The 26,476-nt window shown below is 56.7% G+C and carries 27 protein-coding genes and 2 pseudogenes; 17 read left to right on the top strand and 12 right to left on the bottom strand.

All coding sequences use genetic code 11. The features are described 5' to 3' along the window. Nucleotides 1-1,209, bottom strand: coding sequence for a macrolide family glycosyltransferase (locus tag ELR57_RS00985; RefSeq protein ID WP_126956343.1), 1,209 nt, complete (start codon nt 1,207-1,209; stop codon nt 1-3). A 61-nt stretch (nt 1,210-1,270) separates the two neighbouring features. Further along, nucleotides 1,271-2,191 carry a hypothetical protein gene (locus ELR57_RS00980; protein ID WP_126956341.1) on the bottom strand — a complete coding sequence of 307 codons (921 nt, stop codon included), beginning with the start codon at nt 2,189-2,191 and terminating at the stop codon, nt 1,271-1,273. A gap of 195 nt (nt 2,192-2,386) precedes the next feature. Here ELR57_RS00980 and ELR57_RS00975 point away from each other — a divergent pair, with 195 nt between their 5' ends. Together ELR57_RS00975 and ELR57_RS00970 are read left to right on the top strand one after the other, a co-directional pair. Beyond that, nucleotides 2,387-3,262, top strand: coding sequence for a cell wall hydrolase (locus ELR57_RS00975; RefSeq protein ID WP_126956339.1), 876 nt, complete (start codon nt 2,387-2,389; stop codon nt 3,260-3,262). A 187-nt stretch (nt 3,263-3,449) separates the two neighbouring features. Then, nucleotides 3,450-4,247: a TetR/AcrR family transcriptional regulator gene (locus ELR57_RS00970; protein ID WP_126956337.1), complete on the top strand. Its 798-nt coding sequence runs from the start codon at nt 3,450-3,452 to the stop codon at nt 4,245-4,247. Nucleotides 4,248-4,331: 84 nt separating this feature from the next. On the opposite strand, the gene ELR57_RS00965 is transcribed toward ELR57_RS00970, so the two are convergent. Together ELR57_RS00965 and ELR57_RS00960 are read right to left on the bottom strand one after the other, a co-directional pair. Next, complete coding sequence (locus ELR57_RS00965) at nt 4,332-5,879, bottom strand: MFS transporter (RefSeq protein ID WP_158629888.1); 1,548 nt, start codon at nt 5,877-5,879, stop codon at nt 4,332-4,334. 211 nt (nt 5,880-6,090) lie between these two features. Then, nucleotides 6,091-6,792: a substrate-binding domain-containing protein gene (locus ELR57_RS00960; protein ID WP_238162361.1), complete on the bottom strand. Its 702-nt coding sequence runs from the start codon at nt 6,790-6,792 to the stop codon at nt 6,091-6,093. Between the two features lie 68 nt (nt 6,793-6,860). On the opposite strand from ELR57_RS00960, the pseudogene ELR57_RS00955 reads away from it, so the two are divergent. Beyond that, nucleotides 6,861-7,010, top strand: a pseudogene (locus tag ELR57_RS00955) (carboxymuconolactone decarboxylase family protein); the annotation flags it as partial. A gap of 262 nt (nt 7,011-7,272) precedes the next feature. Here ELR57_RS00955 and ELR57_RS00950 read toward each other — a convergent pair. Next, nucleotides 7,273-7,719, bottom strand: coding sequence for a GNAT family N-acetyltransferase (locus ELR57_RS00950; protein ID WP_126956331.1), 447 nt, complete (start codon nt 7,717-7,719; stop codon nt 7,273-7,275). 51 nt (nt 7,720-7,770) lie between these two features. Next, complete coding sequence (locus ELR57_RS00945) at nt 7,771-8,964, bottom strand: MFS transporter (protein ID WP_126956329.1); 1,194 nt, start codon at nt 8,962-8,964, stop codon at nt 7,771-7,773. A 164-nt stretch (nt 8,965-9,128) separates the two neighbouring features. On the opposite strand from ELR57_RS00945, the gene ELR57_RS00940 reads away from it, so the two are divergent. From ELR57_RS00940 to ELR57_RS00905, 8 genes are all read left to right on the top strand, one after another. Next, a complete protein-coding gene (locus ELR57_RS00940; protein WP_126956327.1) occupies nt 9,129-9,806 on the top strand; it encodes a TVP38/TMEM64 family protein in 678 nt (225 codons plus the stop codon). Between the two features lie 134 nt (nt 9,807-9,940). Continuing rightward, complete coding sequence (locus tag ELR57_RS00935) at nt 9,941-10,324, top strand: MerR family transcriptional regulator (RefSeq protein ID WP_126956325.1); 384 nt, start codon at nt 9,941-9,943, stop codon at nt 10,322-10,324. Next, nucleotides 10,321-11,079 (top strand): SDR family oxidoreductase, encoded by a 759-nt coding sequence (locus tag ELR57_RS00930; RefSeq protein WP_126956323.1) that lies wholly within the window; start codon nt 10,321-10,323, stop codon nt 11,077-11,079. Before ELR57_RS00935 ends, ELR57_RS00930 begins: the two co-directional genes overlap by 4 nt. Nucleotides 11,080-11,161: 82 nt before the next feature. Next, entirely contained in the window at nt 11,162-11,587 is a 426-nt protein-coding gene (locus ELR57_RS00925; RefSeq protein ID WP_126956321.1) for an exosporium protein C, read from the top strand. Nucleotides 11,588-11,813: 226 nt separating this feature from the next. Further along, nucleotides 11,814-12,383 (top strand): sigma-70 family RNA polymerase sigma factor, encoded by a 570-nt coding sequence (locus ELR57_RS00920; protein ID WP_238162360.1) that lies wholly within the window; start codon nt 11,814-11,816, stop codon nt 12,381-12,383. After that, on the top strand, nt 12,340-13,473 hold the full coding sequence (locus tag ELR57_RS00915) for a hypothetical protein (RefSeq protein ID WP_126956319.1): 1,134 nt from the start codon (nt 12,340-12,342) through the stop codon (nt 13,471-13,473). The genes ELR57_RS00920 and ELR57_RS00915 overlap by 44 nt, the downstream gene beginning before the upstream one ends. Before the next feature lie 2 nt (nt 13,474-13,475). Continuing rightward, nucleotides 13,476-14,438 carry an ABC transporter ATP-binding protein gene (locus tag ELR57_RS00910; protein ID WP_126956317.1) on the top strand — a complete coding sequence of 321 codons (963 nt, stop codon included), beginning with the start codon at nt 13,476-13,478 and terminating at the stop codon, nt 14,436-14,438. Further along, nucleotides 14,435-15,280, top strand: a complete 846-nt coding sequence (locus tag ELR57_RS00905; RefSeq protein WP_126956314.1) for an ABC transporter permease — start codon at nt 14,435-14,437, stop codon at nt 15,278-15,280. The genes ELR57_RS00910 and ELR57_RS00905 overlap by 4 nt, the downstream gene beginning before the upstream one ends. A gap of 141 nt (nt 15,281-15,421) precedes the next feature. On the opposite strand, the gene ELR57_RS00900 is transcribed toward ELR57_RS00905, so the two are convergent. Beyond that, nucleotides 15,422-15,883 (bottom strand): phage tail protein, encoded by a 462-nt coding sequence (locus ELR57_RS00900; protein ID WP_126956312.1) that lies wholly within the window; start codon nt 15,881-15,883, stop codon nt 15,422-15,424. A gap of 203 nt (nt 15,884-16,086) precedes the next feature. Here ELR57_RS00900 and ELR57_RS00895 point away from each other — a divergent pair, with 203 nt between their 5' ends. Then, complete coding sequence (locus ELR57_RS00895; RefSeq protein WP_126956310.1) at nt 16,087-17,526, top strand: HD-GYP domain-containing protein; 1,440 nt, start codon at nt 16,087-16,089, stop codon at nt 17,524-17,526. Nucleotides 17,527-17,598: 72 nt separating this feature from the next. Here the strand turns inward: ELR57_RS00895 and ELR57_RS00890 are convergent, their stop codons facing one another. The 3 genes from ELR57_RS00890 to ELR57_RS00880 all read right to left on the bottom strand — a co-directional run bounded on the left by ELR57_RS00890 (nt 17,599) and on the right by ELR57_RS00880 (nt 19,534). Beyond that, nucleotides 17,599-18,606, bottom strand: coding sequence for an NADP-dependent oxidoreductase (locus ELR57_RS00890; protein ID WP_126956863.1), 1,008 nt, complete (start codon nt 18,604-18,606; stop codon nt 17,599-17,601). A gap of 134 nt (nt 18,607-18,740) precedes the next feature. After that, entirely contained in the window at nt 18,741-19,034 is a 294-nt protein-coding gene (locus ELR57_RS00885; protein ID WP_126956308.1) for an ArsR/SmtB family transcription factor, read from the bottom strand. A gap of 185 nt (nt 19,035-19,219) precedes the next feature. Continuing rightward, on the bottom strand, nt 19,220-19,534 hold the full coding sequence (locus ELR57_RS00880) for a hypothetical protein (protein ID WP_126956306.1): 315 nt from the start codon (nt 19,532-19,534) through the stop codon (nt 19,220-19,222). 229 nt (nt 19,535-19,763) lie between these two features. Between ELR57_RS00880 and ELR57_RS00875 the strand changes: the two genes are divergently transcribed. The 4 genes and pseudogenes from ELR57_RS00875 to ELR57_RS00860 all read left to right on the top strand — a co-directional run bounded on the left by ELR57_RS00875 (nt 19,764) and on the right by ELR57_RS00860 (nt 23,089). Then, entirely contained in the window at nt 19,764-20,462 is a 699-nt protein-coding gene (locus ELR57_RS00875) for a response regulator transcription factor (protein WP_126956304.1), read from the top strand. A gap of 4 nt (nt 20,463-20,466) precedes the next feature. Next, on the top strand, nt 20,467-21,411 hold the full coding sequence (locus tag ELR57_RS00870) for a sensor histidine kinase (protein ID WP_126956302.1): 945 nt from the start codon (nt 20,467-20,469) through the stop codon (nt 21,409-21,411). A gap of 73 nt (nt 21,412-21,484) precedes the next feature. Beyond that, nucleotides 21,485-22,407 (top strand): annotated as a pseudogene (locus ELR57_RS00865) (ABC transporter ATP-binding protein). After that, a complete protein-coding gene (locus tag ELR57_RS00860) occupies nt 22,400-23,089 on the top strand; it encodes an ABC transporter permease (protein WP_126956300.1) in 690 nt (229 codons plus the stop codon). The pseudogene ELR57_RS00865 and the gene ELR57_RS00860 overlap by 8 nt, the downstream one beginning before the upstream one ends. Nucleotides 23,090-23,181: 92 nt before the next feature. Here the strand turns inward: ELR57_RS00860 and ELR57_RS00855 are convergent, their stop codons facing one another. Continuing rightward, on the bottom strand, nt 23,182-24,060 hold the full coding sequence (locus ELR57_RS00855; RefSeq protein WP_158629887.1) for a MerR family transcriptional regulator: 879 nt from the start codon (nt 24,058-24,060) through the stop codon (nt 23,182-23,184). A 167-nt stretch (nt 24,061-24,227) separates the two neighbouring features. Between ELR57_RS00855 and ELR57_RS28525 the strand changes: the two genes are divergently transcribed. After that, nucleotides 24,228-25,160: a methyl-accepting chemotaxis protein gene (locus ELR57_RS28525; RefSeq protein WP_126956296.1), complete on the top strand. Its 933-nt coding sequence runs from the start codon at nt 24,228-24,230 to the stop codon at nt 25,158-25,160. Nucleotides 25,161-25,223: 63 nt separating this feature from the next. On the opposite strand, the gene ELR57_RS00845 is transcribed toward ELR57_RS28525, so the two are convergent. Further along, nucleotides 25,224-26,474, bottom strand: a complete 1,251-nt coding sequence (locus tag ELR57_RS00845) for an RNA polymerase sigma factor (protein ID WP_126956294.1) — start codon at nt 26,472-26,474, stop codon at nt 25,224-25,226. Nucleotides 26,475-26,476: the final 2 nt, after the last annotated feature.

The raw sequence follows: 26,476 nt of genomic DNA, 5'->3' as shown, positions 1-26,476 counted from the left end.
TTAGGAACCTCCATGGCTTCGTCCGATACCCTCTAGAATCTCGTCAACCGCACGGCGCGCCCCGCCCGCTTCCCGGAGGGAGCCCCTCATCTTCTCGGCGGCCTTTTTGAACGAGGGTTGGCTCAGCACATGGTCGGCAGCTTCGCGCAATTGGCTTGCCGTCAGCCCTTGCATGGGCAAGGTTATGCCCGCTCCGACCCGAGCGACTTGCCCGGCGACGAGCGGCTGATCCGCGCTCTGCGGGATAACGATCAGCGGAACGCCATGAGAGAGTCCCTCATGGGCGCTGTTCATTCCTCCATGCGTAATAAAAAGCTTGGCGCGTTCTAGAACCTCCATCTGCGGAACGTAGCCGCGAACGACGAAGTTGGCCGGAACCGCCCCGAGGTCGGACAGCCGGACCTTGTCTCCGATAGACAGAACGACTGTCTCCTCCGTGTTCCCCAAAGCTTCGAAGCATAGCTTATAGAAGTCGGCGGCTTGGTTAAAGACCGTGCCGAGCGAGATGTAGATGGGGTTCTTCCCATCGATTGCCGCGAGATCGAAGTCCTCCGTCGTCGATCGTTCGGAGAGGGAGGGACCGACAAACTTGTAGGACGGGTCGAACGCTTCCCCTTCCGGTTGGAACTCCCTTGTCGTATACACGATCGTGAGCGGCGCCGGATTGCAGAACACCTCGTATGGGGAGCTTATCTCCACGTTGTATTTTCCCACCGCCTCCGCCTTCAGGCTATGGAATCGGTCGAGAATAGGCTCAGCGATCTCCGCCGGAACCTCCGCGCGGAACGATTCCATCAAGCCATTGAAGGATACTTCCGTCTGCGCAAAAGAGGAACAGGAGCTGATGGCAGGCAGCTTCAGGAGCTGGGCGATCATTCTCCCGCAGCCGAACATGGAATCGTGGATGACGTAATCGAAGCGCTCCCCTTCTATCTGTGCCAGAACGCTCGGAATCACGACATCCGCCGTCAGCAGCAGGCCGTTGACTCTCTCGAGGACGTACGTTCTCCCTCCGGCGATAAACGCCTTGATGAATTCCTGCCCGTCGAAGGTTCGTACGATGGCCCCCGCCTTCTCCATCCTCTCGCGGAAGGCTTCTATGCAGAAGTACACGACCTCTTCTCCGCGCGAGACCAGCTCCTGCACGACGCCGACCGTCGGATTGATATGTCCCTCTGAACCGCCGTTAATAAATAAGACTCGCGCCATTTTCTACATCTCCTTCTTAAGAGGCCGAGGATATTGCCGCCGAAGCGTCCGGCGAGGATCGTTAAACGGGAGCCCAGTACCTTCCGTTCTGCAGATCGGTATCCTGGAGCTTGCCGTCCGCTTCCCTTAGAACGAACAGATTCTCGCCTTCGGGGGCTCCCCACGACATTCCCAATAGCACGCCCTCATCCGAATGGGCGAGGAACAGCACTTCGAATAGGCCGGGGTCGTCCGCGCCGTCGACTCTCCAGGTCCCGTTCTCTTGATAGACCGCGGGAAAATCCTTGAACAGAACCTTATCCCCGCTTACATAAGCGATGCTGGCCAGCATGTCGTCCCCTTGCCGCTCGAACACGAATAAGGCTACCTTCTCCTTATCCGATTCGGACAGCAACCGGCTCTGCGCGATCTTCCGCTTCTTTATCGCCTCGATTCGGGCGATGGTACCGGCATCGACCGGAAGATAATCTCCGGACGAAGATTGTTCGTCTATCGTACTCTTCAATTCGGTTAAAGAACGCTCTCCGACGACTCCATCCTTAACCAGCAGATACGACTTATTCGGAATCAGCTTGCCATCCTTCGCCCGGTAGACGTAGCCGGCCATATTGTCGAAGTTGTACATCGTCTGCCTGTTCGTATCCTGATCGTTGGCATCCTGCCATCCGACGAGCTCGATCTCTACCTTCTCCCCGTTATGGCCGATGGCTTCCGCGAATCGTTCCGGGTCCGCAAGCTTGACTCCTTCGCCGTCCTGCAGGGCAATCAGCCGATCCCCCGACTCGTTCGCGAATCCGAACGCGTTCTCCAGCAGGCTAAGCTCTATCTTAGCCCCTGCCGGCGTGACGGTAGCCGTCGCGGTTGGAGTAGGAGCCGCGGTTGCTATGGACGGAGCCGCCGGTTGGTTCTCCTCTTCCTTGCTGCATCCGGCCAGCAAGGCCAGAGCCGCGACTCCCGCGATTGCGATCCCTCTCGTTTTCATAATTTACACCCCTCTATTCTCATTAAAATATACTCATTCTTATCAGAAAGGACTTGCTCCATCTCTCTATTATTATGGATAAAACCGAGCCTCCCAAGCGATTGACGCCTAGCGTCCGCTCTCATTATCCTCAATCTTCCACCTGAGCGGCCGGCTATCTTGTCGTATGATGGTACGAGTGGAAGGGGGAATATCGTGTTCGGCAGACGTTGGACTCTATCATTGACATCATTGACGCTATTAGCCGCGATTATCCTTGCTTGGCCGCCCCAAGGAGCCTCGGCTCAGTCGATCGGCGGCACGACGGTTTACGTCGACGGCCAGCGGGTCGTGACGACAGCCATTACGCAGAATGGACTGCAGCTCGTGCCTGCATCTTTCTTCCGCCAATTGAACGCCTCGGTCAGTTGGAGCGCGTCCTACCGCTCCGCGGTGCTTAGCACGGACTCGCTCGTCATGGGGTTCCCCGTCGGCGAACGCCACACCGATTACCAACGCGCCGGAGAAACGGCTTGGAAGCGCGACTTCTTGGATACGCGCACGACCATTATTAATGGATCCGCTTATGTGCCCCTAGCCTATACCGCCCGCAAAATCGGGTTAAGCGTAGGATACGACACCCGAACGCGATCGGCAACCATCTCCTCGGCAGAAGGCAATCTCGTTGTGCAATCGACGGCCCATCAAGCATCAAGCGAAGAGCTGAATTGGCTGTATCGGCTCACGGAAGCGGAAGCCGGAGGCGAGAGCTATGCCGGCAAGGTCGCGGTGGCCGCTTCGATCCTGAACCGGGTCGACAGCCCCGAATGGCCGGATTCGATTATCGATACGATTTTCCAAGTGGACACCTATAACGGCATCTCTTACTACCAGTACTCGCCGGTATTGGACAAGCGGATCTATTCCGTCTCGCCGACCCGGGAGACGATGAATGCCGTGCAAGACGCGCTAAGCGGCTCCGATCCGGGGTTGGGAGCGGTCGTCTTCTACAATCCGGACAAGACGGACAACGCTTGGGTGCGAAGCCGGCCCGTCACGGTCCGGATCGGCAACCATGTCTTCGCAAAGTGAGTATAGCCGTTCCCGACCGTCGAGCTCGACTTTGGCCAAGGCGTGAAGCGACTGGCAGATAGCCCATGGATTCGAATTATCGTCTCTCATAGGCGCCCGGGAGGGCGCCTTTTGTTTGCGCAAATATGATATACTGTTTACACGATAAACACTTTAATCGAGGCAGAGGATACATGGGGGAGACGAAATGAGCAACCACGAGATTACGCCGGAAGAAGCGGCGAAGATGCTTCCCGCCGGCGCGGCGCTCGGCTGGGGACTGGTGAAGCCGCCGCAGCGCGGACCCAAGAGAGAGATGAGCATCGACCAGATCGTGAAGAAGGCGATCGAGATCGCGGACCAAGGCGGGCTTGGCGCCGTCTCGATGAACCGGATCGCCACGGAGCTCGGCTTCACGGCGATGTCCCTCTATCGCTATATCCCAAGCAAGGATGACCTGTTGATTCTCATGCAGGATGCGGTGTGCAATATCCCGTTCCCTCCGGAGAGGCCTCCGCAGGAATGGCGGGAGGGCTTGCGCGAATATGTGATGGGCACGATCGAGGTGTTCCGCCTTCATCCGTGGTACGGAGACATTCCGATCTTCAGCGTTCCCATTTCGCCTAACACTCTCCGCATGGTGGACTGGGCGCTTCGGCCCCTGCGGGAGCTGCCGCTGAACGATTACGAGAAGATGTCTTTCGTTCTCCTTATGAGCAGCTACGCCCGTTCCTGCGGCCTCATTCAGAGGGACATGGAACGCGCCATTCAGGCCGGCTCCAGCGAGAAGGAATTCGGCGGGCTCTCGTACACGGACGCGCTGCGGGTTCTCGTTAAGCCGGAGCAATACCCGAACCTGCACCCGATCGTCATGTCCGGCGCCTATACCGAAGAGAACGCCAACGACAATCCCGTCGGCAATGACGTGGACTTCGGGCTGGAGCGAATTCTGGACGGCATCGAGCAATACGTGAATCGCAAGCGAAGCGGCGGAACGGACCGTTAGAGCCGGAGCCGCTTCGCCAACGCAAGAAAGGCTGCTGCCAAGGATGATTGCCTTGGAGCAGCCTTTCTTATTTATGTCATAAGGTTAAGCAGCGGCTTTAATCGTTGTTTGCTTATCGCGGAGCAGCGCGAGGGTCGTTGCCGTCGCCAGCAGCAGGATGACGCCCGAGACGAGACAGGTGACATGCATGGCGGACAGGAAGGCTTCTCTTGAAGCGTCTATCACCTGCGACGCGGCTTCGGAAGGCAGATGCCTAGCGGCGGCTGACGCTCCGGCAATGGTCTGCTCTGCCGCGCGGGCAGCATCCGGCGCGAGCCCTGCCGGGAGATGAGAAGAGACGGCATGGCGATAAACGGCTGCGAGAACGCAGCCTAGAAGCGCGATGCCGAAGGAGCCCCCCAGCTCGCTTGAAGTCTCAAGGAGACCTCCGACGGCGCCCGCGCGGTCAGCCGGCGCGACCCCAATGACATAATCGGTGACCAGGGTCATGACGGATACGATTCCCGCCGCGACCAATCCGGCCCCGATGAGCACGATGGCCAGAGGAGAGAAGCTGTCCGTGCGGACCTGGGTCAGAATGCCGAAGCCGATCGCCGACAAGAGCAAGCCTCCAGCCATCACGCGCGGTCTCCCGAGCGTTAGCGACAGCTTGGCGGCAAGCGGCGCCGCGGCCCCGACGGCGACCGAAGGCAGCACGCTCCAGAGGGAGGCGACGAACGGGGAATACCCGAGAACCGATTGGAGGAATTGGGTATTCATCAACGCACTCGCCATAAGCGCGAACATGGCGATGAAGTTGATGAGGATCGATCCCCCGGTCCGCCGATCTCTCAGAGCGCGGACGTCGATCAGAGGGTTGGGGATGGTCGCCTGGCGCCGGACGAACCCGACTCCGACGAGCAGGCCTGCTGCGAGCAGAACGGCGGGAGTCGCCTTCCAGCCATCCTCCGCGATTGTCTTGACGCCGTAAGTGACGGGAAGAATGGCGGCAAGCGCGAGGAGCGAGCTAAGAATATCGATTCGGCTAGGTACGGCGCTGCGGGACTCCGGCAGCAGAAACGGCGCAATGAGAAGCAGCAGCGCCATTGCCGGGATATTGATGAGAAACACGGATCCCCAGGAGAAGGAGTCCAGAAGCAGGCCGCCGATAATCGGTCCGACGGTGACGCCGCTGGCCATGACGGCGCTCCATATCGACATCGCTTTGGTCCGTTGCGCTTGGTCTTGGAACATCGTGCGAACGAGAGCCAACGTCGACGGCATAAGGGTTGAGCCCGCTACTCCCATCATGCCGCGCGCCAGGATCAGGGCGCCGGAAGAATGGGCATATGCCGCGAATAAGGAACAGAGGGCAAAGCCGACCGACCCGATCATGAGAAGGCGCCGTCGTCCGATTCGGTCGCCTGCGGCGCCCATCGTCAGCAGCAGACCGGCAAGGATGAAGCCATAAATGTCGAAGATCCATAATTGTTGAACGGCCGTTGGCTGCAGATCCGCGGCAATGGATGGAGCCGCGAAGAACAGGACGGAGACGTCCATGGATACGACCATCAGCGGGAGACATAGGATGCAAAGCGCGATCCATTCTTTGCGGCCGGCCAATCCGGCCGATGCGGGGGATGCGGTTGTCATGAGAACCCACTCCTTTACTGTATACGCCATAAACTGTAACTCGCAGATACAGTATATTACGTAAACAGTATATGATCAACACAGTATAGAGAAATATTTATTACTAGCTGTAACAAAAAGCGAAGGCGCCTGATGAAGGGCCTTCGCTTTAAGAATCCATACTGAATTGGCATAGGATTAGATAGATCCCCATGGAGGCGGGACGGCAGGACTATCCCGCCCCCACTCGCCCTTCCTGTCCTAGATCCTCCTGAATAATCCGTTGAAGCAGCCGCGCGGACGATTCGGCGGCGAAGATTTGCTTGCGGGCCTGCAGGAAGCCGACCGGAATGCGGGGTAGATCCAGCCGGACATTCAGTCTTGCGACCTCGGGAATCAACGGAGTGGATTCCAGCACGACGCCGACGGCAAGCGTCCCTCGGATAAAATAAGGAATGGACGAGATCCGATTGACCGTATTCAGCAGGAGAGGCGATTCCTTATACCGGGCAAGATGCTTGGCGAACTGCATATGGTACAAGCAAGTTCGGCCCCCTGCCGTAACCGGATAGCCCAGAATCTCCTCGAAGTTCACGGAGTCTCTTCGAGCCAGCGGATGATTATGGTCCGCGACGAGTATCGTATGCTCGCGATAAAGCGGCTCGAAGTAAAAGCCGGACGATTCCGGCGGCTCGCCGCACACGGCGAAGTCGAGTTCGTCGCCGAGCAGAGAATGCGCCAACTGGTCGGTATTCCCCGTTACGATCTGGCAGGCCACGCGCGGCTTCCGTTGCTGGAATCGACGCACGGATCCGGCAATCGCGCTCTCCATGCAGGATTCGATAGCTCCGACGCGCAAGCTCCCCACTTCGTCGAGCTGCAATCCGCGCGCAAGCTCGGCCACTCCGTTCCAATGCTCGATCAGGCGATCCACTTCCCCGGCGAAGATCCGTCCGGCTCCGGTCAGTTGAGCATCCCACCCTCTTCTGAACAGCTGCGGAGCAGCTCCCGTATCACCTGAAGTTAGCCGTGGAGAACGGGCTGAAGCCGGAGGAATTGGCGGAGGCGATCACGCACCTGGCTTTCTATGCGGGATGGCCTCGCGCCGCTTCCGCGCTGTCGGTAGCCAAGAGAGTGTTCGGAGCCGATTAAAAAAAAAGCCGCCATTGGCGGCTTTTTAAGTTGTTGTGAAGAGGCGGGTGAGAGCGAAGGTGGCCATTGTATTCGAATTTTCATATTTATTTCCTTATCCATCGGCTAATTCACCCATTGTATATGAATTATCATATACATTTACCGGTTTTTGGAGTTGCCCTCCGAATCTATGCGATTTTTCGAATATAATCTCTGATTTTCGTCATGTTACTCCAAATAAACTTGAAAAATCGCATACATTCGAATCGAGCAGGAACCCTTATTCAAGAGTCAAAGACATGAATACGTCAACCGGATCCTCGCGGTCGACCTTGAACCCGAACCGTTCATACAGCCGCTGCGCAGGACTTCCCTGCAGAACGTTGAGGGACACTCGTTTTCCTTGAACCTCCGATTGCGAGAGCAGCGTTGTTAACGCCCAACTTCCAATCCCGCGGCCTTGATGGCTCGGATGAATGTAGAAATGCTCCAACAACAATCCGTCGTCGGCATCCGGCTTGAGGGCGACGCAGCCAACGAATTCGGCGTCATCCGTCTCCATTATCCAGGTATACTCGGGATCGTAGGACTGGTAAAATCGCTGGCGGACTCTTTCCTCGTCATACCGGCCGAGCCTCGTGAGATCGTCGCGAAGCACGACGGCCCGGAGTTCCGCCAGCATCGTTCGGTCCTCCCGACGGGCCGGGCGAATAACGATATCCTTCATTTTGATGTCCCTCTTTTCCTTAAGCGCCTGCTCTCCGAAGCCCCTTTGCCCTTATCCCCGACGCTCCGACAGCATGCTCCCCGCTCCGACGGCCAGAGCCAATCCGACCAAGACCGCCCCTACCCAAGGCAGCGACGCAAGCGACAGGTGCGTGATAACCCAACCGCCGACAAAGGCGCCCACGGCATTCCCGAGGTTGCCCGCGGAGTGGCTGGAGGTGGACGCCAGAGCGGGCGCGCCCTTGGCAATGCTCATGATGCGAACCTGGAGGCCCGGCATGACGGCGAAGGATCCGGCACCCCAGACGAAGATCGTCGCGACGGCGGCGATCTCGCTATGAATCGTAAACGTCAATGCCGTTAAAGCCAGGACGATGACCGCGTACGTGCCAAGTATCGAAGGCATCAGCTTCCAATCCGCCAGCTTGCCCCCTATGATATTGCCGACGGTAACGCCGATGCCGAACAGAACGAGAATCCAGGTGACGCTGTGCTCGGCGAAGCCGGTAATATCGACCAGCAGAGGCGTAATGTAAGTGAAGACGGCGAACAGCCCCGCATTGCCCAGCGCGCAGATGAGCAGGAACACCAGCAGCTTCGGATGGATGAGCGCCGCCACCTGCTGCCGAATGCCGATCGCCTTCTCCAGCGGCAGACGCGGTATCAAGATGGCGACGCCGATCAGCGCGATCACGCCCATCAACGCGATCGCTCCGAAGGATGCGCGCCACCCCATATTCTGCCCGATATAGGTGCCAAGCGGCACCCCGAGAATATTCGCGATGGTGAGTCCGGCCATCATGATCGACACGGCCCCGGCCCGCTTGTCGGGACGGACCAGATTAGCCGCGATAACCGCGCCGACGCCGAAGAAAGTTCCGTGAGTCAGGGCGGTGAGTACCCGCGCGCCCATCAGAACGGCATAATTCGGAGCGAAGACGGATATCCCGTTGCCTGCTATAAACAATAACATGAGAAAAATAAGCAGCCTCTTCTGGGGAATCCGTTGCGTAAGCAAGGTGAGAATAGGAGCCCCGACGGCTACGCCCAACGCATATAGCGTGATAAGCTGTCCGGCGGCGGAGATGGATACGTTCAAATCCTCGGCCACGTTCGGCAGAATTCCCATAATGACGAACTCGGTCATGCCGATGGCGAACGCCCCGACCGTTAACGAGAGCAGCGAGATGGGAAAGCTGATCTTGGCCGCTCCCGGACGCCGTTCCTCCTGTCGCGATATTTCCATGATGCGATGCTTCAATCCTTTCAACCAATCGAATCTTCCACTAGTGCATTCTACTATAAGAGATGCGAATCGTCTCGAAGAACATAAAAAAACAACCAAAATGATTCTTAGTAGTAAGATATTCGTTATAATATAGGCATATAGCCTTACAGAAGGAGCTCGTCATGAATAAACGCAAATTAACGATACGCGTGCTTGGTTACCTGGCATTCGTTCTTTGCCTATTCTTATTATTAAGAAACAGCGGTTTGACGGTGGACGACATCACTCCGGAGAAGATCCGGGAGCTGGCGCATCACAACCTGATCCTCCTGCTGCTGATCATGCTCGTCCTGATGACCCTGCAGAACATTTTTACTTTTATCCCGCTCATCCTGGTCATTACCGCCAATATCACGCTATTCGGGTTCTGGATCGGCTATTTGTACGGCTGCTTCTGCAGCGTGATCGGAAGCACCCTGGTATTCTTATCGATCCGTCATTTGTTCCGTAACGCCTTTACCGGCCCGAAGATCTTGCAATTCCAGGAGAAGCTCGAGAAGAACGGCTTCGTCTTCGTGCTAACCGGCCGGATTTTCCCGTTCATGCCTACGAATTTGATCAATATCGCGTCCGGTTTAAGCGCCATTCGAACGTCGCACTTCGTTGCCGCCACGACCCTCGGCAATATGGCCTACGGCCTTCTTCTCTCCTCCGTCTCCTTCAGCATGCTGTCGGCCGCCGATCACAATCGGCTCTATCTGCTGCTGGCAGCCGTTGCGGTTCTGTTCGCCGTCCTGCTCTATCGCGTTAACAAAAACAGGAAGAAAAAGAAAGCCGGGACGGAATCGCTCGATTCCTGAGAACGGGGCCATCCTATCGGGATGGCTCTTTACTTTGCTCCGGCAAGCAGAAATAAGGGGATTGACTTCAACCATGGTTCAAGTCGTATCCTACTCTTGTCGACAGGGCAACATGAATTTCGGGAGGCCTCCGAATGAGCTATTTGACGATTGGCGAAGCTGCAGCCAAGCTGCATATTCCGGAATCTACGATCCGTTATTACGAGAAAAAAGGACTGCTGCCGTTTATCGAGCGCGACGAAGCGGGCAGAAGGTTGTTCTCGGAGAGGCAGCTGGCTCTATTCGAGATCATTCTTTGCCTGAAGAATACGCAGATGCCTATAGGCGAAATCAAGCAGTATATGGATTGGGTAGCCGAAGGAGACCGCACCATCGACCTCCGGCTGGAGATGATGGAGAACCACAAGAAGACCGTGCTGGCTACGATCGAGCTGATGAACGAATCCCTCAAGGGAATCGACTTCAAAATCGAACGTTACACCAATCAAATCAATCAGAGAGAAGAGGAACGAGAATGAAGCTAACCGGGAATACGATCCTGATTACAGGCGGAGGTTCCGGAATCGGACTTGCTTTCGCCGAACGGTTTATCCAGGCGGGGAATACGGTTATCGTCACCGGACGGCGGGAGAAGGTGCTTCAGAGCGCTAAAGAGAAACTCCCAAGCTTGATCACGCGGGCGAGCGATCTGAATGTCGAATCCGATCGCACGGCATTGTTCGATTGGGTAATGGAGAATTACCCCGACGTGAATGTGCTCGTCAACAATGCAGGGACCCAACAACGGTTCAGCGTGTTAAAAGCGGATGCGAAGAACGACTGGCACTATTACAATAACGAGATTAAAACCAACATTGAAGCGCCGTTCCATCTCTCCATGCTGTTTGCGCCGTATTTCGCAGCCAAAGAATCGGCCGCTATTCTTAACGTAACTTCCGGACTCGCCTTTACGCCGTTTGCGATCGCTCCCATTTATTCTGCAACAAAAGCCGCGCTTCATTCCTTTACGATGAGTCTTCGGCTTCAGCTGTCCGAGACTTCCGTAGAAGTCATCGAAGTGGCTCCTCCAGCCGTGAATACGGATCTGGGCGGCCTAGGCCTGCATTCGAACGGAGAACCGCTGGACGATTTCGCGGATGGAATCTTTAAAGGCTTGGAAGAAGGCAAAGCGGAGATCGGATACGGAACCTCCGTGGCCCGTCTGCGAATGTCCCGAGACGACATCGACGCCTATGCGGCCAACATGTATCAAGCCACGAAGAATATGATTTAAACACGTACCCTTCGATACTCGTCCAAGCATCCTCTATCATGCTTTCATAGATTGAAGCATTAACATAGAGGAGTTGATAGGAATGGTACGCATCCTTGATAAGGCAGCCGTTCAACCGCTTAGCCGCTTCAATCCGGCCAGGTCGTTCACAATCAGACGTTCTCCGGCCAAATCCAGTCTCGCGACGATTCGCATACGGATTCCGGCGAACGCTCAACCTAACCGGGTAGATCTGGTGGCATCGATTGGCGTTAGAGGAGTCACCGGCATCGGGCAGATTCGCTTTAGAGTTTTCCGCGGCAAAACCGAAATCTTCAACACCGTGCAGGGCATCGAATCGACGGGTTCGGAACAGAACTATATCGTTAGCTTCCAGGCTGAAGATAGAAACGTAAGAGCCGGCACTTTCTCTTATACGGTCACGGCGGAGAATATGACCGCGAATACAAGTGTAGCCGTTGTCGGTCCCATCTCTTTCAGCGGGGTAGCCGTCAAAACCAGGAACTAACGCCGCTTGCCGGCAAACAAGGGAAGCCTCTATTCCTTCATAGGAACAGAGGCTTTCTCATGTTATGCTTGGCTCAAATCCTCGCCATTGCGGACCCCGCGACCCGGTTCGAATCGGTTGTTCGCTGCCCCGCTTCATACGGCGGATGCAAAATGGGAATTCTTGTTGCACTGCTATAAATTCGATTCGGCATCCGTCTTACTATTGAAAGGGGGACGGCATCGACATGATGGAAGACGCTCAGGTGCCCGAGCTGTTCCAGCGCCTGTTCCGGGAGCATTATTCCGAGGTGGCGAGGAAGCTCTATGCGCTGATCGGGGATTACGGAACGGCGGAAGATCTGGCTCAAGAGGTGTTCCTGCGGCTTTACCGGAACCCTCCGGATCGGCTGGAGGCCGTCGGCGCCTGGCTGCATCGGGTGCTGATCCGGGTCGGCTATGATTATCTAAGACAACGATCTTCGAGCAAGACCCTATTGGAGAAAGAAACCGCCCGCATGGCGGCCTGGTCGGAAGGCTTCGCCCCTTCGGGGGAGTCGGAGGTCATCCGCGAATGGGAGATCGACGTAGTTCGGCGGGTACTGCGGAAGCTGTCCGACCGCGACCAGACCGCCCTCCTGCTGCGGGAGGAAGGATACAGCTACGAAGAGATCGCCCGGCGGCTGGAGGTTAACCCCAAGATTGTCGGCACGCTGCTGGCCCGGGCGGAAGATCGGCTAAAAAAGAAATACGGACAGGAGGAGGAACGGCACGATGGCGGACGACGCGTACAAGACCGGAGAGGACCCGGTCTTTGATACGGATCGGGCATGGAGCCGATTCGAGAAGCTAGCGGGCGAGGAGTCGGTCCCGGCGTTCTGGAAGCAAGCGGAGGATCGGTTAAACGGGACTACGGAGGATCAGGAAAAGGAAGGTGCGGTGGAGATGAAGCAGACGCAAACTTCCCGAATGGCTCAAGGAACCTCGGTTGTCGGAACGGCAAACGGCCCGAATGCGGCAAGACCTCTTGCGGCAGACGGTGCCTGGAGAACGGAAAGACCGGCTCGGCGCACGCTTCGGAGACTGTCTGCCGGAGCTGCCGCCGTTGCATTGATCGTCGGCCTGTTCGCGACTCCCCTTGGAGACCGGGCGCTGGCCGCCATGCAGCAAACGTTCCGCATTCAGCACGTAGAAGGCGTCGGAATCTCGATGGATGACCTGTCGGGCATCGCCAATCTTCTGGAACGCGGCTCGCCCGAAGGGGACCGGAGCTTCAATCTGGCTCAATACGGCTCTCTGACCCAGTCCGGCGGTGGAGCCTCCCAGACCCTGACTTGGGAAGAAGCAAAGGCTCGAATGGGCTCCTCCCTGCTTCAGCTGGAAGACGCCGCCGCCCCCTCCTACCAACCGGCGACTTCGATTACTTTCAAGCTGAACGTGAATGCGGTCAACCGATTGCTCCTCCGCTTGGGAGGCACGACCACGCTGCCTGACGAAGCGGATGGCAAGGCCATCCGGCTGTCCATCCCGGCCGGCATCTCGACGGAAGGCACCCTGTCGGGCAAGCCGGCACGGCTCCTCCAATACGGTAAGCCCGAACTGACCGTAGAAGGCGGCATCGATGCGGCCGTCGTCCGGGAAGCGGTATTGGAGCTGCCCGTACTGCCGGACAACTTGCGCACGAAGCTCGCCGCCATCGGCGATTGGCAGAGCACGCTGCCGATACCGTCCATCGACGGCGTCGCGATCAATCTTCAGCTGAGCGGCCATGATGCGGTCCTGTCCAATGACGGCAGCTCTCGATACCTGCTCTGGATCGACGGGAACCGAATGAGCCTGCTCAGCGGGGCGATCAGCGATTTCCCTGACGAAGCCGCGTTCCAGCGAGCGGCCGAGGAGCTTATCTAGCCATGATGATCATCGAGACGGATCGATTGACCAAATCATACAATGGCCGCGGCGGTTGCCGCGGCATTACCCTGCAGGTGCCGGAGGGTTGTATCTTCGGCCTGCTCGGCCCCAACGGCGCCGGCAAGAGCACCTTCGTGAAGATGCTCGCCGGCCTCCACCGTCCCGATTCGGGACGGGCATCGGTGTTGGGACTTCCGCTCGGCCGCCCGGAGGCGCGGCGACAGCTCGGGTACTTGCCCGAGCTGTTCCGCTTCCAGGATTGGCTGACTCCGGAGGAGGTGCTGCGCTTCCACGGGCAGCTGGGAGGGCTGCGACCGCAGGAGACGCATTCGCAGGATTTCCGCCTCCGGATCCGCGACTCCCTGGAGCTGGTCGGCCTATCCGACGCTGCGGAACGCCGGGTCGGCGGCTTCTCCAAAGGCATGCAGCAGCGCCTCGGCCTCGCTGCCGCCTTGCTGCTCGATCCCAAGCTAGTCATCTTGGACGAACCCGCTTCGGCCTTGGACCCCATCGGCCGCTACGAGATCCGCAGCCTGCTGAAGCGTCTCCAGGGCAGAGGCGTGACGGTCTTCCTCAATACCCATCTTCTCGAGGACGTGGAAGAGCTATGCGACGAAGCTGCCTTCTTGTACGAAGGCGAGCTGCTGGCTTCGGGTCCTCTGCGAGAGCTGCTCAGCGGAACCGGGGACAACTGGCGCTTCCGGGTCGGCGGCTGGCTTCCGGAGACGCTGTCGGAGCTGAATGACTCTTCCGGCAACGCTTTGCTGCGCTTGATCGATTCCGATGAGAGCGGCAATGCTCATCTGAGCGCCCGCGTAACGGATCGGGAACAAGCCGGCTATCTCTGTTCCTTGTTCATCCGCAGCGGACTGACGCTCTACGAGTCCGGTCCCGAGCCGAACAACCTGGAGGCCTGGTTCCTTCAGATGGTGAAGTCCCGCCAAGGAGGTATCCCGCAATGACCATGTACATCTCCGTCACCTTCAAGGAGCTGACCCGCAAGCGGGTCTTCTTGGTTACGCTGATTCTGACTCTCTTCTTCCTCGTCCTGTTCGCCTTCGGGGTTCGGGAGCTGGCCCATACCGTCGAGCAGAACCAGACCTCTCCCGCCGGGGCCTTGCTGAACAAAATGGTGTTTATGGTGCTGGGGCTCTTTTTCGCGCAATTCTTGACGGCCTTTTTCGTCCTATTCTCCTCCATGGGCATCATTACGGGCGAACGGGAGAACGGACTGCTGCTTGCCGTCGCCGCTCGCCCCCTCTCCCGCTGGAAGCTGTATCTGGCCAAGTGGCTAGGCCATGCCGTCTGGATCACCGTGTACAGCACATGCCTGTTTGTCGCCGTGGTCTGGACCATCCACAGCTTCGCCGGGCTTCCGTTGTTCGCGGGAGACTTGCTTAGAGGCTACGGTCTCTTTATCTGGATGCCGCTCCTTCTCCTCTCGTTGACCATGCTCGGTTCCGTCTATCTGCCGATGCTCGGGACCGGGATTTTAGCCGCCCTTCTGTACGGGTTCTCCCTCTTCAGCGGGTTGGTCGGAGGAATCACGACCTATGGAGGGAGCCCTCCCGCGCTGGACAAAGCCCTCCTGCTTATCGGACTGATCCTGCCGACGGACTCCGTCTATCGAAGAGGCCTCTACGAACTGCTCGGGGGTTCCGATTGGGCAGGATTGGCTCTGTCCGACATGGGGCCGTTCTCCGTGGGAAGCGTCCCTTCGAACTCCTTCCTCCTGTACACGGCGGGGTATGCGATCGTCCTGCTCCTCCTGGGGTGCCGTGCGTTCAGCCGGAAGGATCTGTAGGCCGTTCCCTGGGAAAGCCATAACCGCCCGCCTAGCCGAAACGGCCGGCTTCCGTACTTCACCCCAGTCGAACCGGGAATGGTCGTATAGAATAAAGCCTCTATTCCGTTGCCGGAATAGAGGCTTTTCTTATCTTGCAAGTCAGTATTCCCCTTTGATCACAAAGAACGAACCCCGGATCGTCCCGGCCAGCTTAGACTTCTGCCTCGCGAACTTGAACTTCCCTTCCAGCTCCTTGGGGACCTCCATCCCTTCGGAAAGCTTGAACCCGACAGCCCGCTTCTTCGGATCATCGATCGTGTATAAGACATTTACCCCGAGACCGTCTTCATAAAAGACGTAAGTCCATCGAATATTCTCCACTTGAAAATGCGACGTCTCCAAAGGTTTGGCCGAAAACTCGATATTGCGTTCTTGCAAGACACGATTTACATAATCAATGACGTCCTGGCTCTCGCCGGCGGGTACCACCGTGAATTCGTGCTTGTACTTATTCATGAAGTAACGGGCTTCGTTAGCTCGCAATCCGGCAAGTGCTTCCGCTACCGGCGAAGACTCTAACCCAACCGTGGATACGTTCTTGAAATCAACGATATACGGCATACTAATCCCTCCTACTCTCTTATTATCCCCGAATTGCTATAATCAACACCTCATTAATAGCCTCCGCAACTATTCGACGCCGTCCGGCAAGATCCCTTCCCGTTAATGGCATAACTTCGCCGAACCGCCGATTCCCCTTAGCAGGAATCGACACCTTCGGCGTCGAACTGAAACTCAGATCGACAGCTTACCGGAAAGTGGGAATGAGATTGCCGCGCTCAACTCGCTCTTTGATGTTCACCCTGTCCATTACCGCTGTTGTCCTGCTGCTGGGGTATACGTATCTCATGACCTTCCCCGGGCACGATACGATGTGGGAGAATCCCCGCTTCCACTTCTACGTTCTCGCTCCGTCGCTCCTAGCCTTGGCCGTCAGCGCCATTGCCGTAGGTTGGACGGGGATCCGCCTCCGGGATATGAATGTTCTAATGCTGGCGTTGGCCATTTTCTCCCTTAACGGTTTCTTTCTCATTCATGCCCTTGCGACTCCCGGGCTCTTGATCCATGATCCGTACCACTTAGCGGGCGCTGCCTCCCAGATCGGGATGACGACCTGCGCGGTCTGGATATTCCTCTCGACCCTGTCATCCGACCACTTCTTCGTCCGCATGGTGTCCAAGCACCGGGAGCGCGTCGTCGTTGGGTGGACAGCCCTTGTCGTGCTGATCAATGTCGCGTCTCTGCTGGATCCCGACCTTTCCGAATACCTTCCGATCCATATTACGCCCGTTAACGACGTGTTGGCGCTTCTCACGATCCTCCTTTATCTGTGGGCCGCCGCGAGATACTATCAGCAGTTCCGGGTCGTCAAGTTCCCCTTGCATGCGGCCATGATCGTCGGGTCCGTTCTGCTTGTCATCACCGAATTCGTTATGGTTACCACCATGATGTGGACGCTGGCTTGGTGGTCGTACCATGTTATCCTCGCCTTGTCGGCCCTGATGCTCTTGTCCGGAATTGTTGCCCAGTATCGGTCGAACCTCTCCATAACGCATGCCTTCCATCAGGAGGACAGCCCGCTATCGTCGGAGCAACTGCGCATCTCCATCTCCGGAAGCATGCGCAATCTGATTGCCGCCACGGAGACCAAAGACGAATATACGGCAGGCCATAATTACCGCGTAGCCATGTACGGCCTGCAGCTCGCCCGGGCCATGAATCTGGAGCCCGAACAATTGAAGGCCCTGGCTCGGGGCGGTCTCGTTCACGATGTAGGGAAAATTCAGATACCAAGCTCGATCCTGAACAAGCCCGGAAAATTGGACCCGTACGAGAGAAGCCTAATCGAGCAGCATCCGGCGATCGGATACGAGATGTGCAAATATATCGGCTTTATGTCCGAAGAGCTGTCCGTCATCCGGCATCATCACGAGAAATGGGACGGAACGGGGTATCCCGACAAGCTAAAAGGCGAGGAGATCTCGCTTCTCGCGCGAATCCTCGCCGTTGCGGACGTCTATGATGCGTTGACCTCCCGAAGGGCCTATCGCGACCCTTGGTCTCAAGAACGCGCCTTGCAGGTCATTAGCGAAGGCAGCGGCACCCACTTCGATCCCGCCTGCGTCGCCGCCTTCATTCGGCTATGCCGACAAGGGGAATTGGTCCTTCCGGAAGCTTCGGGGCAAACTTATGGAACTCGGTAGAAGCCCAAAAAGCCTCTGTTCCGCATTTGGAACAGAGGCTTTTGTTAGGTGCTTATCCCTTCCCGATACCTCTTACCCGACCTTGACGAGCATCTTCCCGATGTTCGAACCCTTGAACAGCTCCAGGAACGCCTCGGGCACGCGGTCGAAGCCTTCGATGATCGTCTCTTCATGCTTGAGCTTGCCCTCCGCCAGCCATTGGCCGAGCTTCGCGGCTCCTTCAGGCAAACGGTCCATATACTCGGCGAGCACGAAGCCTTTCATCAGCGAACGGGTCTTGATCAGCTTGACGAACACGCGAGGACCGACGTCCTTGCTGCCCGTCGTATCGTTATAAGCGGAGATGGCTCCGCATAGCGCGATTCGGGCGTAATCGTTGAGCTGGCTGGTGACCGCGTCCGAAATCTCGCCGCCGACGTTGTCGAAGTAGACGTCTACGCCTTGCGGACAGGCTTTCTCCAACGCTTCCTGCAGATTCGGCGTCGTCTTGTAATTGATCGCGGCGTCGAAGCCGAGCTCTTCCGTCAGCCATGCCGTCTTCTCGTCGGAACCGGCGATGCCCACGACCCTCGCGCCTTGAATCTTGGCGATCTGACCGACGATAGAACCGACAGCCCCGGCTGCCCCCGATACGACCACGGTCTCCCCTGCCTTCGGCTTCCCGATGTCCATCAAGCCGAAATAAGCGGTCAGCCCCGTCATGCCGATGACGCCGAGATTGGCCGAGATCGGAGCGGCCTGCTCGTCGAGCTTGCGGAGCTTGTCGGCTTCGGCTACTCCGTACAGCTGCCAGCCGAGCATGCCCAGTACCTTATCGCCCGGCTTGAACTTGTCGGAACGGGACTCGACGACTTCGCCCACGACTCCGCCTTCGATCACTTCTCCGACTCGATAAGGCTCGGTATACGACTTGGCCGCGCTCATTCTTCCCCGCATGTAAGGGTCGACGGACAGGTAGATGGAACGGACCAGCACTTGGCCCTCCCCGGGTTGGGGGATCGGTTCCTCTCGGAATTCGAACGTCTCGTCGGTAGGCCAGTCGTGGGGACGGGTGCGCAGCAGAATCTTGCGGTTTATCATCGCTTCGATCACTCTTTTCTTCTTCATGATGTAACTATCCAGGTGGGCGGATGATCGATGCACGGGACTTAAATAGTTTTAAAACTTTTTAACTATTGGGGCAAAAACGAGGGTTTCCCGGTTGTCCTCATCGATCATAGACTTTCCAAGAAACCCGGCAATACCGCTTGAATCTGCTCCTCCAATAGGTAGATCTTCTTATTCTGTCCTTCGCGCACGTATTTAATCAGATCGGCATCGTACATGATCTTCAGATGATACGTGACGTTCGATTTGTCCATCCCCATCGCCCTTGCGATCTCTCCGCAATTGTTGCGGTCGGGTTCGGCCTGAAGGTATCGAACGATCTCTATTCTCTTCTTCTCGGCCAACGCCTTGAAGACTCGTGCCCGCTTATCGTCGTCTACCGTCGATTGTTTGATAGTCATTGAACTATCCTACAATCCGATTCCTCCCGTGTCAAGCTTGCGGTAGAGGAGGGCAAGATCACGGAGATCGAGATGATCGCCGATCAAGAGCGTATCGGAGAGCTCGACTTGGCGGAATTATCCGTTTGAACGGCAAGCCAAAGGCCATCCTTCTCAGGATGGCCTTAATGGACTTTTATTGGACCTTATCGCTTAGCTCTGTTTGTATGACGGCGTTTATGATTCGCGTTCTTTTTGTTCGTGCTTAGAATGCCAACGCCTGACGCGCCGAAGCCGGCGCCGGGGAAGAAGCCTAATCCCGAGCCCGGGAAGCCGAATCCGAGCCCGGGCGCGAAGCCTACTCCTGAACCGGGAAAGCCTACACCAAATCCGAAGCCTGGCGCGCCGAAGCCTGGCGCACCGAAACCGGCGCCGGGGAAGAAACCTAATCCCGAGCCCGGGAAACCGAATCCAAGTCCTGGCGCGAAGCCGACTCCCGAACCGGGTAATCCAATAGCCATATGACACTTCCTCCTCGAAGTTGTAGTGGAAATATCATATGGGATAGGAATACCGGTTGCTTGTGTACTTGCCCTCCGGGTGAATAGACGAGGGTTATCGCCCGTCTGTCTTCATTCCCCTTTCATCGATCGCTAGAATTATTTTTTATCCTATTCGCCCTCGTTGATAATATTCAGCTCTCTATCTGGTATGATGGAACGTGAAATATTGGAAAATGGTGGGTGGATTATGTCCGGAGCACATCGCATCTTGATCATTGAAGACGACTCTTCCATCGTCGAGATGCTGCGTAACGCCTTCAGCCGCGAAGGCTTCCTGATCGATGCGGCCGCGGATGGCATGGAAGGCTTGGCGCTGTTCTCGAACAAGGAGTACGATCTTGTCCTTGTCGATCTGATGCTGCCGGAGCTGGACGGCATGGAAGTCATTCGCAGAATCAGAGAGCGAAGCAAGCTGCCGATTCTCATCATGTCGGCTAAGGACGGGGACGTCGACAAGGCGCTTGGCCTCGGATTCGGGGCGGACGACTATATTCAGAAGCCGTTCTCGACAATCGAGCTGTCCGCAAGGATGAAGGCCGCTATTCGCAGAGCCACGGTTTATTCAAGCGCGGAACGACAGGCCGAGCCGTCCGTTCTCGTTGGCGACCTCGAACTGGATTTTGAGAAGTATTCGATCAAGAAAAAAGGGCAAGAAGTACGGTTGACGGCCAAAGAATTCGATATTCTAAAGCTTTTTGCTACGAACAAGAACCGGGTGTTCACCAAATCCCAGCTCTACGCCCTTATCTGGAACGACGACTATCTGGGAGACGAGAACGTCATTAACGTTCATATTCGGAGGCTCAGAGAGAAGATCGAAGAAGATCCTTCCCATCCGGTCTACATCAAGACCTTATGGGGAATCGGCTACAAGTGGGAGGGCTGAAGGGATGAACATCCTCCTTCTATGCGTGATCGCCATTCTCGCCGGTTTCCTCGCCGCACGTATTCGATCGAATGCCAAGAGAACCTCGGATTTGCGGCAGATCGGCGGCAAGCTGGAACAGATTGTGGAGAACCGCCTTGGGGAGAAGCTTCTCCACATGACCGCGGATTCCGAGCTGCAGGCGCTCATGACCGATATCAATCGGCTGCTCGACAGCAGCCAGAAAGCGTCGGCCGAGCATGAGAGAACCCGAATCGCGTCCCGCAAGATGCTGGCGAATATCTCTCACGATCTGAGAACGCCGCTGACGGTCGTTCTTGGATACGCGGAGACGCTTCATATGCAGCCTTCTATCGAAGAGAACGAGCGGAACGAGCTGTTAGCCAAGCTGTTCGGCAAGACGAAGGAAGCCATCCAATTGATCGATACCTTCTTCGACCTGGCGAAGCTCGAATCCGAGGACATCGATCTCCCTCTGAGCCGCATCAACGTCAGCGAGTCCTGCAGGCTAAGCATCCTTCAGTTCCATGAACAGATCGAGAACCGAGGACTCGAAGTGTCTCTCGATATTCCTCCAGGAGACAGGCATGCGCTCGGCAATAAAGATGCCCTGAAGCGAGTCTTGGACAACCTGATCTCCAACGCTCTGCGTTACGGAGCGGATGGCGGAATCATCGGCCTGTCGCTGAGAGAGGAAGACGCCTTCGTTGTCGTGGAAGTGTGGGACGGGGGCAAAGGAATCGAGGCGGCGCATCAAGAGCTCGTATTCGAACGATTATATACTCTGGATGACTCCAGGAATAAGAAGGCCCAGGGAAGCGGGCTCGGGCTGGCGATCGCCCGAAGGCTTGCCGAAGCCATGGGGGGATCGATCGAACTAAGCAGCAAGCCTTATGAGCGGACCGTCTTCTCGGTACGGTTGAAGAAGCTTAACTTAAGAAACTCGTAAGGAACGAGTAAGGAAAATACGCCATTTCGTCCGTTATGATTGGCTTACCAACGGAAGGAAGGGAAGAGGATCCATGACTTACGTCCTGCAGACGCATCGTTTATCCAAGACGTTCAAAGGCAAAGAATCCGTATCCGAAGTGAGTATGAGGGTCAAGAAAGGGAAATCTACGGTTTCCTTGGACCTAACGGAGCGGGCAAGACCACGATTATGAAAATGCTGACCAATCTCATCAAACCGACATCCGGGGAGATTGAGCTGTTCGGCGAGAAGCTGACTCCAACCTCTTACTCCATGCTAGGCAGGATGGGCTCGATTATCGAATACCCCATTTTCTACGACAAGCTGACTGCCCGTGCCAACCTAGAGCTTCATTGCGAGTATATGGGCTATTACAACAAGAAAGCGATCGACGAGGCGCTGGATTTGGTTCAGCTCCGAGGAATCGACGGCAAACCCGTCAAGGACTTCTCGCTCGGGATGAAGCAGCGTCTCGGCATCGCAAGGGCCATTGCGACGAAGCCGGAGCTGCTCATTCTCGACGAGCCGATTAACGGGCTGGATCCGGTCGGCATCCGGGAGATCCGACAGCTGCTGCGTATCCTCTCCCAAGAATACGGGATCTCCATTCTCATCTCTAGCCACCTTCTGGCGGAGATCGAGCAGCTGGCGGATACGATCGGGGTCATCAACCATGGCCGGCTGATCCAAGAGGTCTCTCTCGAGCAGGTCCGCGTGACGAACGCCGAATACATCGAATTCCATACGAACGACTGCGTGAAAGCGGCCTACGTGCTCTCTCACCATCTCAACATCTCGAATATCCGCGTCATCGGGAACCGCACGATTCGGATCTATGATCTCTCGACTCCGCTTCCCCAAGTCAATAAGGTGCTTATCTTGAACGACGTGGCCGTAGAGTCGATCCACCAGAAGAACAGCTCGCTGGAAGAGTACTTCCTCGGCTTATTGAACGGAGGCGGGCAGAGTGCTTAAACTAATTCAGCTCGAGCTTAGAAAATACAGGATTACCGGCTACGCGATTGGAGCCTTTATCGCGATGGCTTGTATTTTCGGCTTGATATGCGGAATCTCCTTTGACCCATCGTCCGCCGAGGATCTTCCGGACTATGAGACTCTCTTCAGTACGATCGACCTTCTCGCAAGAGGGACCTTCATCGTATTCGCCGCGGTTCTGCTATCGCGCTTCATTATCGAAGAATACCGGACCAAATCGATCACCGTCTTGTTCACGTACCCGATTAACCGCAAGAAGCTGATGATCGCGAAGCTGTTTATCGTCTTCTCGTTTACGTTCATCTCCATCGTGCTCACCGACTTGGTCGTCAGCATCCTTATGCTGGTCGTCAACCTTAATCACGAATTTATCTCCGCAGCGTTAACGAAGGACGTTGTCGTCCGGCAGGCGCTTTCCTTCCTGATGAATGCCGTTGCGGCCAGCTTCATGAGTCTGATCCCGTTGTACTTCGGAATGAGGAAGTATTCCACGGCGGCGACGGTCGTCGCGTCCATTCTGATCATCTTTATCGTCTGCAGCAATACGAACGGCTTCTCGCTTAACTCGATCGTCGCCATCCCTATCACCCTGTCGTGGATCGGAGCGATCGTCGCTTATCTATCGTTCCGCAATATCGAACGCAAGGATGTTAATCCTTAAACGTTACGGGCTATGCCGGCGAGAGCATCGATAAAGAAAGCGCCTTTCATGAAGGCGCTTTTTGCCATGGTTATGAGAGCGGACGGTTCCGGTCAAGGTTTATGCCAATCGTCCCATTGATCGACGGACAAAAAACGCACTTTGGCTCTTGCAGGGCGCCGTTCCGCCCGCTCGAAAGCCGCGCCTCCAAGCAAGAACCGCAATCGCGGATGCTTCCGCGCGGCTGCGTCGATCCATTCCATCAGCTTGTCCACGCAGCGGGAGTCCGTTACCGATGAGGCGACGAGCGATACGTTCTGGCTCTCGATGATCCCGTCCAGATCCTTCAGAGGAGTGTCGGGGCCCAGATAGATGACGTTCGCCCCCCGCTTGCGCAAGAACAGGCTGAACGACATCAGCCCGAGATGGTGGTGCTCTCCTTCCGGGCAGAAAGCCAACACCACCGGCAGGCTTGCGTTGACCGGGAAGACCCGGAACAAGGCGGCCAATCGCCGCATGATCGTTTCGGAAGCGAAATGCTCTTGGACGACGGCGATGTTCCCCGCCTCCCACTCCTCACCGACCCGATAGAGGACGGGAACGATGATTCGCCGAAACGCCTCTTCGAAGTCGTATAGGGCAAACGCCAGATCTATGGTATGGTCCGCTTGGGCGGAGTCGAACTGAATTAATTCGGTGTATAGCTTGTCGACCATTCCGTCGTACTTCTGGCTGGTCGCCGACTGCTCGGCGGCCTGTTCCGGAGGGTCGGGCTCGGTCTGCTGCAGAAGCTTCGCCGCTTCGCTGATCTTCATATGATGCTTCTCGATCTGATTCTTAAGGAAGCGAAGCCTCGCTAGATCCTCCTCGCTTAACAAGCGGTGGCCGCCGCTGCTTCGGCTTGGGGCGATAACCCCGTATCGGTTCTCCCAGGCACGGATCGTGACCACCGGGATGCCGAGCAGTTCCGACGCCCTCTTCATGCTATACATCATACGTTCCCTCCTCATTGCAATTATACATAATCGATACAAAATAAGGGTAGTTTCGCCCGAAAATATTCATTTCACCCTTAATTTTGAATCCTCTTGCCTGTTATGTATAGATTTTGTACAATTATATGGAATAAAATCTATACACAATTGAGGAGCTTATTCATATGGGTAGAGAAGAAGCGCCCGCTTCCATAGGGATTCCGAAGGAGAAGAAGCTGCATGCCGCCATGGCGGCCATGGAAAGCTCCTTCGCCATGATCGAGTTCGACATGGAGGGCCGCGTGCTTGAGGTCAATGCGAATTTCGCGCGTTCCCTGGGGTATGCCCCCTGGGAGATGAAGGGGATGCGCCACGTCTCCTTCTGCACGCCGGAATTCCGCAACAGCCCTCGCTATCAGGAATTGTGGAACGGTCTGCGGCAGGGAAAGGCTTTCCAGAACAAGATCCAAAGGGTTCGCAAGGACGGTAGCCTCATCTGGCTGGAGGCTACTTATATGCCGATTCTCGGGGAGGACGGCAAGCCGGCCTCCGTCCTGAAGATGGCGACGAACATCGATGAACGGGAACAGGCAGCCGCCCGGTGGACAGAGGAACTGCTGCATCTGGCCGATGAGCTCCTGAACCGCGCCCAGGAAGGCATGGATCGCAGCGAGGAGATTGAAGAGGCCGTCGGCGACGTCGTTTCGGGCTCCGAGGACAATATGACCGCTCTTCTCCAGTTGGAGGGCCAATCCGATTCCATTCGCGGCATCGTGAGGACGATCAAAGACATCGCCGCCCAGACGAACCTGCTTGCCCTGAATGCGGCCATTGAAGCCGCCCACGCGAAGGAGCATGGGCGCGGGTTCTCGGTAGTCGCCAACGAGGTACGCAAGCTGGCTTCCCAAGTGGAGCAGGCGACTCGCGAAGCCAACGATTACGTCACCAGGATCGCGTCCCGCATTCGGGAAGTCGGCGAGAGCACGAAGAATTCTCGTCTTCTTGCCGCCGAGAGCCAGCGGCGAATTCAACAAGCCGTCGGACAATTCAAGGGAATCGAGGAAGCGGCCCATCAGCTCGACAAGAAGGCGAACGAGATTAGGCTGATCCTGAATTGAAGGTCGACACTCATGTATGCGGGAGGGAACGGAAAGGACAGTATAAAAAAGAAACCAATCGGTTTATCCCGTGGTTTCCTCGTACGACTCTTTGATCTCGGAAGCTTGGCGGCTTAGGAATCGGCGAACCGAAGCATCGGCGCTTAATCCGATCGCGCGGCTGTAGGCGGAGAGGGCATCCTCCAGCCGATTCATTCGCTTGTACAAATGGCCGGCAAGCGCCCAATAAGGCTGATAGTTCATCGCTTCCGCGGAGGGGATGGCCTCCAGCAAGGCAATGCCGCGATCCGCTCCATAAGCCTCCGCGACGGCAGCGGCCCGGCCGACCCATGCGCCTAGGGTAGGGTACAGACGAACGAGGCCTTCGTAGAGCTGAGCAATGGCCCCCCACTCGATACGGCCGGAGCTTGAACGCTGCGCATGCACCGATTGAATGGCGGCCAGGAGCTGAAAGCGTCCGATCCTGCCTGCCTGAGAAGCCGCATGCAGATAATGCTCCGCCTCCAGGATCAACCTCCGATCCCATTGCGCGCAATCTTGCTCGTAGAGGGGAACATAGTTCCCCTCTCCATCCTGCCGGGCCTTGCGGCGCGCTTCGCAGTGCAGCATGAGCGCCAGCAGACCGTAAACCTCCGGCTCGCGGGGAGCGAACGGAAGAAGCAGCCTGCCCAGGTATAGGGCTTCCTCCGCCAATCCCCTGCGTGGCGAATCGGCGATAACCGCCTCTTCCCAACCGCTTCCGTATGCCGCGTAAATGGCCTCGAGAACGGAATCGAGACGATTCGGAAGCTCTTCCTCATCCGGCATATCGAAGACGAGGCGTTCGGCGCGGATCTTCGCCTTGAGCCGAGTAAGGCGCTGGCTCATCGCGGAAGGCTTGACGATGAACGCGGACGCAATCCGGGCCGCATCGATTCCAAGCACCGTCTGCAGCATAAGCGGCGTACGCATCACGGGGTCAATGGCCGGATCCGTGCAAAGAAACATCATTCGTAGCCGTTCGTCCGGGAAGGCGTCGCTTGAAGAAGCCGGATACTGAGCATCCTCGGACATGGCCAGAAGCGTAGGAAGCGCGTTTGCGGAGATTCGGGCTCGCCGGGCACGGTCGATAAGCCGCCTGCGCGCGGCCGTAATCAACCATGCTTCCGGCCTATCCGGAACGCCGGTCTTCGGCCAGGTCTCTAGAGCGGATAGAAAAGCGTCCCCGAGCGCATCCTCGACAGCCTGCACGTCCCGCCAATGGACGACCAGATAGGAGAGCAGCCGTCCATAGGCCTCGCGCGCCGTTTGCTCAATGAGCCGATTGATCTCCATCT

Source organism: Cohnella sp. AR92 (assembly GCF_003990975.1).
Lineage (GTDB): Bacteria > Bacillota > Bacilli > Paenibacillales > Paenibacillaceae > Cohnella.
The sequence above is the reverse complement of the archived record's forward strand: the minus strand, read 5'-3'. Positions and strand labels throughout refer to the sequence as shown.

Bases quoted from the DNA above. Each gene is read 5' to 3' on its own strand.
- ELR57_RS00985 (WP_126956343.1), bottom strand. From the start codon at position 1,209: ATGGCGCGAGTCTTATTTATTAACGGCGGTTCAGAGGGACATATCAAT.
- ELR57_RS00980 (WP_126956341.1), bottom strand. From the start codon at position 2,191: ATGAAAACGAGAGGGATCGCAATCGCGGGAGTCGCGGCTCTGGCCTTG.
- ELR57_RS00970 (WP_126956337.1), top strand. From the start codon at position 3,450: ATGAGCAACCACGAGATTACGCCGGAAGAAGCGGCGAAGATGCTTCCC.
- ELR57_RS00965 (WP_158629888.1), bottom strand. From the start codon at position 5,879: ATGACAACCGCATCCCCCGCATCGGCCGGATTGGCCGGCCGCAAAGAA.
- ELR57_RS00950 (WP_126956331.1), bottom strand. From the start codon at position 7,719: ATGAAGGATATCGTTATTCGCCCGGCCCGTCGGGAGGACCGAACGATG.
- ELR57_RS00945 (WP_126956329.1), bottom strand. From the start codon at position 8,964: ATGGAAATATCGCGACAGGAGGAACGGCGTCCGGGAGCGGCCAAGATC.
- ELR57_RS00940 (WP_126956327.1), top strand. From the start codon at position 9,129: ATGAATAAACGCAAATTAACGATACGCGTGCTTGGTTACCTGGCATTC.
- ELR57_RS00935 (WP_126956325.1), top strand. From the start codon at position 9,941: ATGAGCTATTTGACGATTGGCGAAGCTGCAGCCAAGCTGCATATTCCG.
- ELR57_RS00930 (WP_126956323.1), top strand. From the start codon at position 10,321: ATGAAGCTAACCGGGAATACGATCCTGATTACAGGCGGAGGTTCCGGA.
- ELR57_RS00925 (WP_126956321.1), top strand. From the start codon at position 11,162: ATGGTACGCATCCTTGATAAGGCAGCCGTTCAACCGCTTAGCCGCTTC.
- ELR57_RS00920 (WP_238162360.1), top strand. From the start codon at position 11,814: ATGATGGAAGACGCTCAGGTGCCCGAGCTGTTCCAGCGCCTGTTCCGG.
- ELR57_RS00915 (WP_126956319.1), top strand. From the start codon at position 12,340: ATGGCGGACGACGCGTACAAGACCGGAGAGGACCCGGTCTTTGATACG.
- ELR57_RS00910 (WP_126956317.1), top strand. From the start codon at position 13,476: ATGATGATCATCGAGACGGATCGATTGACCAAATCATACAATGGCCGC.
- ELR57_RS00905 (WP_126956314.1), top strand. From the start codon at position 14,435: ATGACCATGTACATCTCCGTCACCTTCAAGGAGCTGACCCGCAAGCGG.
- ELR57_RS00900 (WP_126956312.1), bottom strand. From the start codon at position 15,883: ATGCCGTATATCGTTGATTTCAAGAACGTATCCACGGTTGGGTTAGAG.
- ELR57_RS00895 (WP_126956310.1), top strand. From the start codon at position 16,087: ATGAGATTGCCGCGCTCAACTCGCTCTTTGATGTTCACCCTGTCCATT.
- ELR57_RS00890 (WP_126956863.1), bottom strand. From the start codon at position 18,606: ATGATAAACCGCAAGATTCTGCTGCGCACCCGTCCCCACGACTGGCCT.
- ELR57_RS00885 (WP_126956308.1), bottom strand. From the start codon at position 19,034: ATGACTATCAAACAATCGACGGTAGACGACGATAAGCGGGCACGAGTC.
- ELR57_RS00880 (WP_126956306.1), bottom strand. From the start codon at position 19,534: ATGGCTATTGGATTACCCGGTTCGGGAGTCGGCTTCGCGCCAGGACTT.
- ELR57_RS00875 (WP_126956304.1), top strand. From the start codon at position 19,764: ATGTCCGGAGCACATCGCATCTTGATCATTGAAGACGACTCTTCCATC.
- ELR57_RS00870 (WP_126956302.1), top strand. From the start codon at position 20,467: ATGAACATCCTCCTTCTATGCGTGATCGCCATTCTCGCCGGTTTCCTC.
- ELR57_RS00855 (WP_158629887.1), bottom strand. From the start codon at position 24,060: ATGTATAGCATGAAGAGGGCGTCGGAACTGCTCGGCATCCCGGTGGTC.
- ELR57_RS28525 (WP_126956296.1), top strand. From the start codon at position 24,228: ATGGGTAGAGAAGAAGCGCCCGCTTCCATAGGGATTCCGAAGGAGAAG.
- ELR57_RS00845 (WP_126956294.1), bottom strand. From the start codon at position 26,474: ATGGAGATCAATCGGCTCATTGAGCAAACGGCGCGCGAGGCCTATGGA.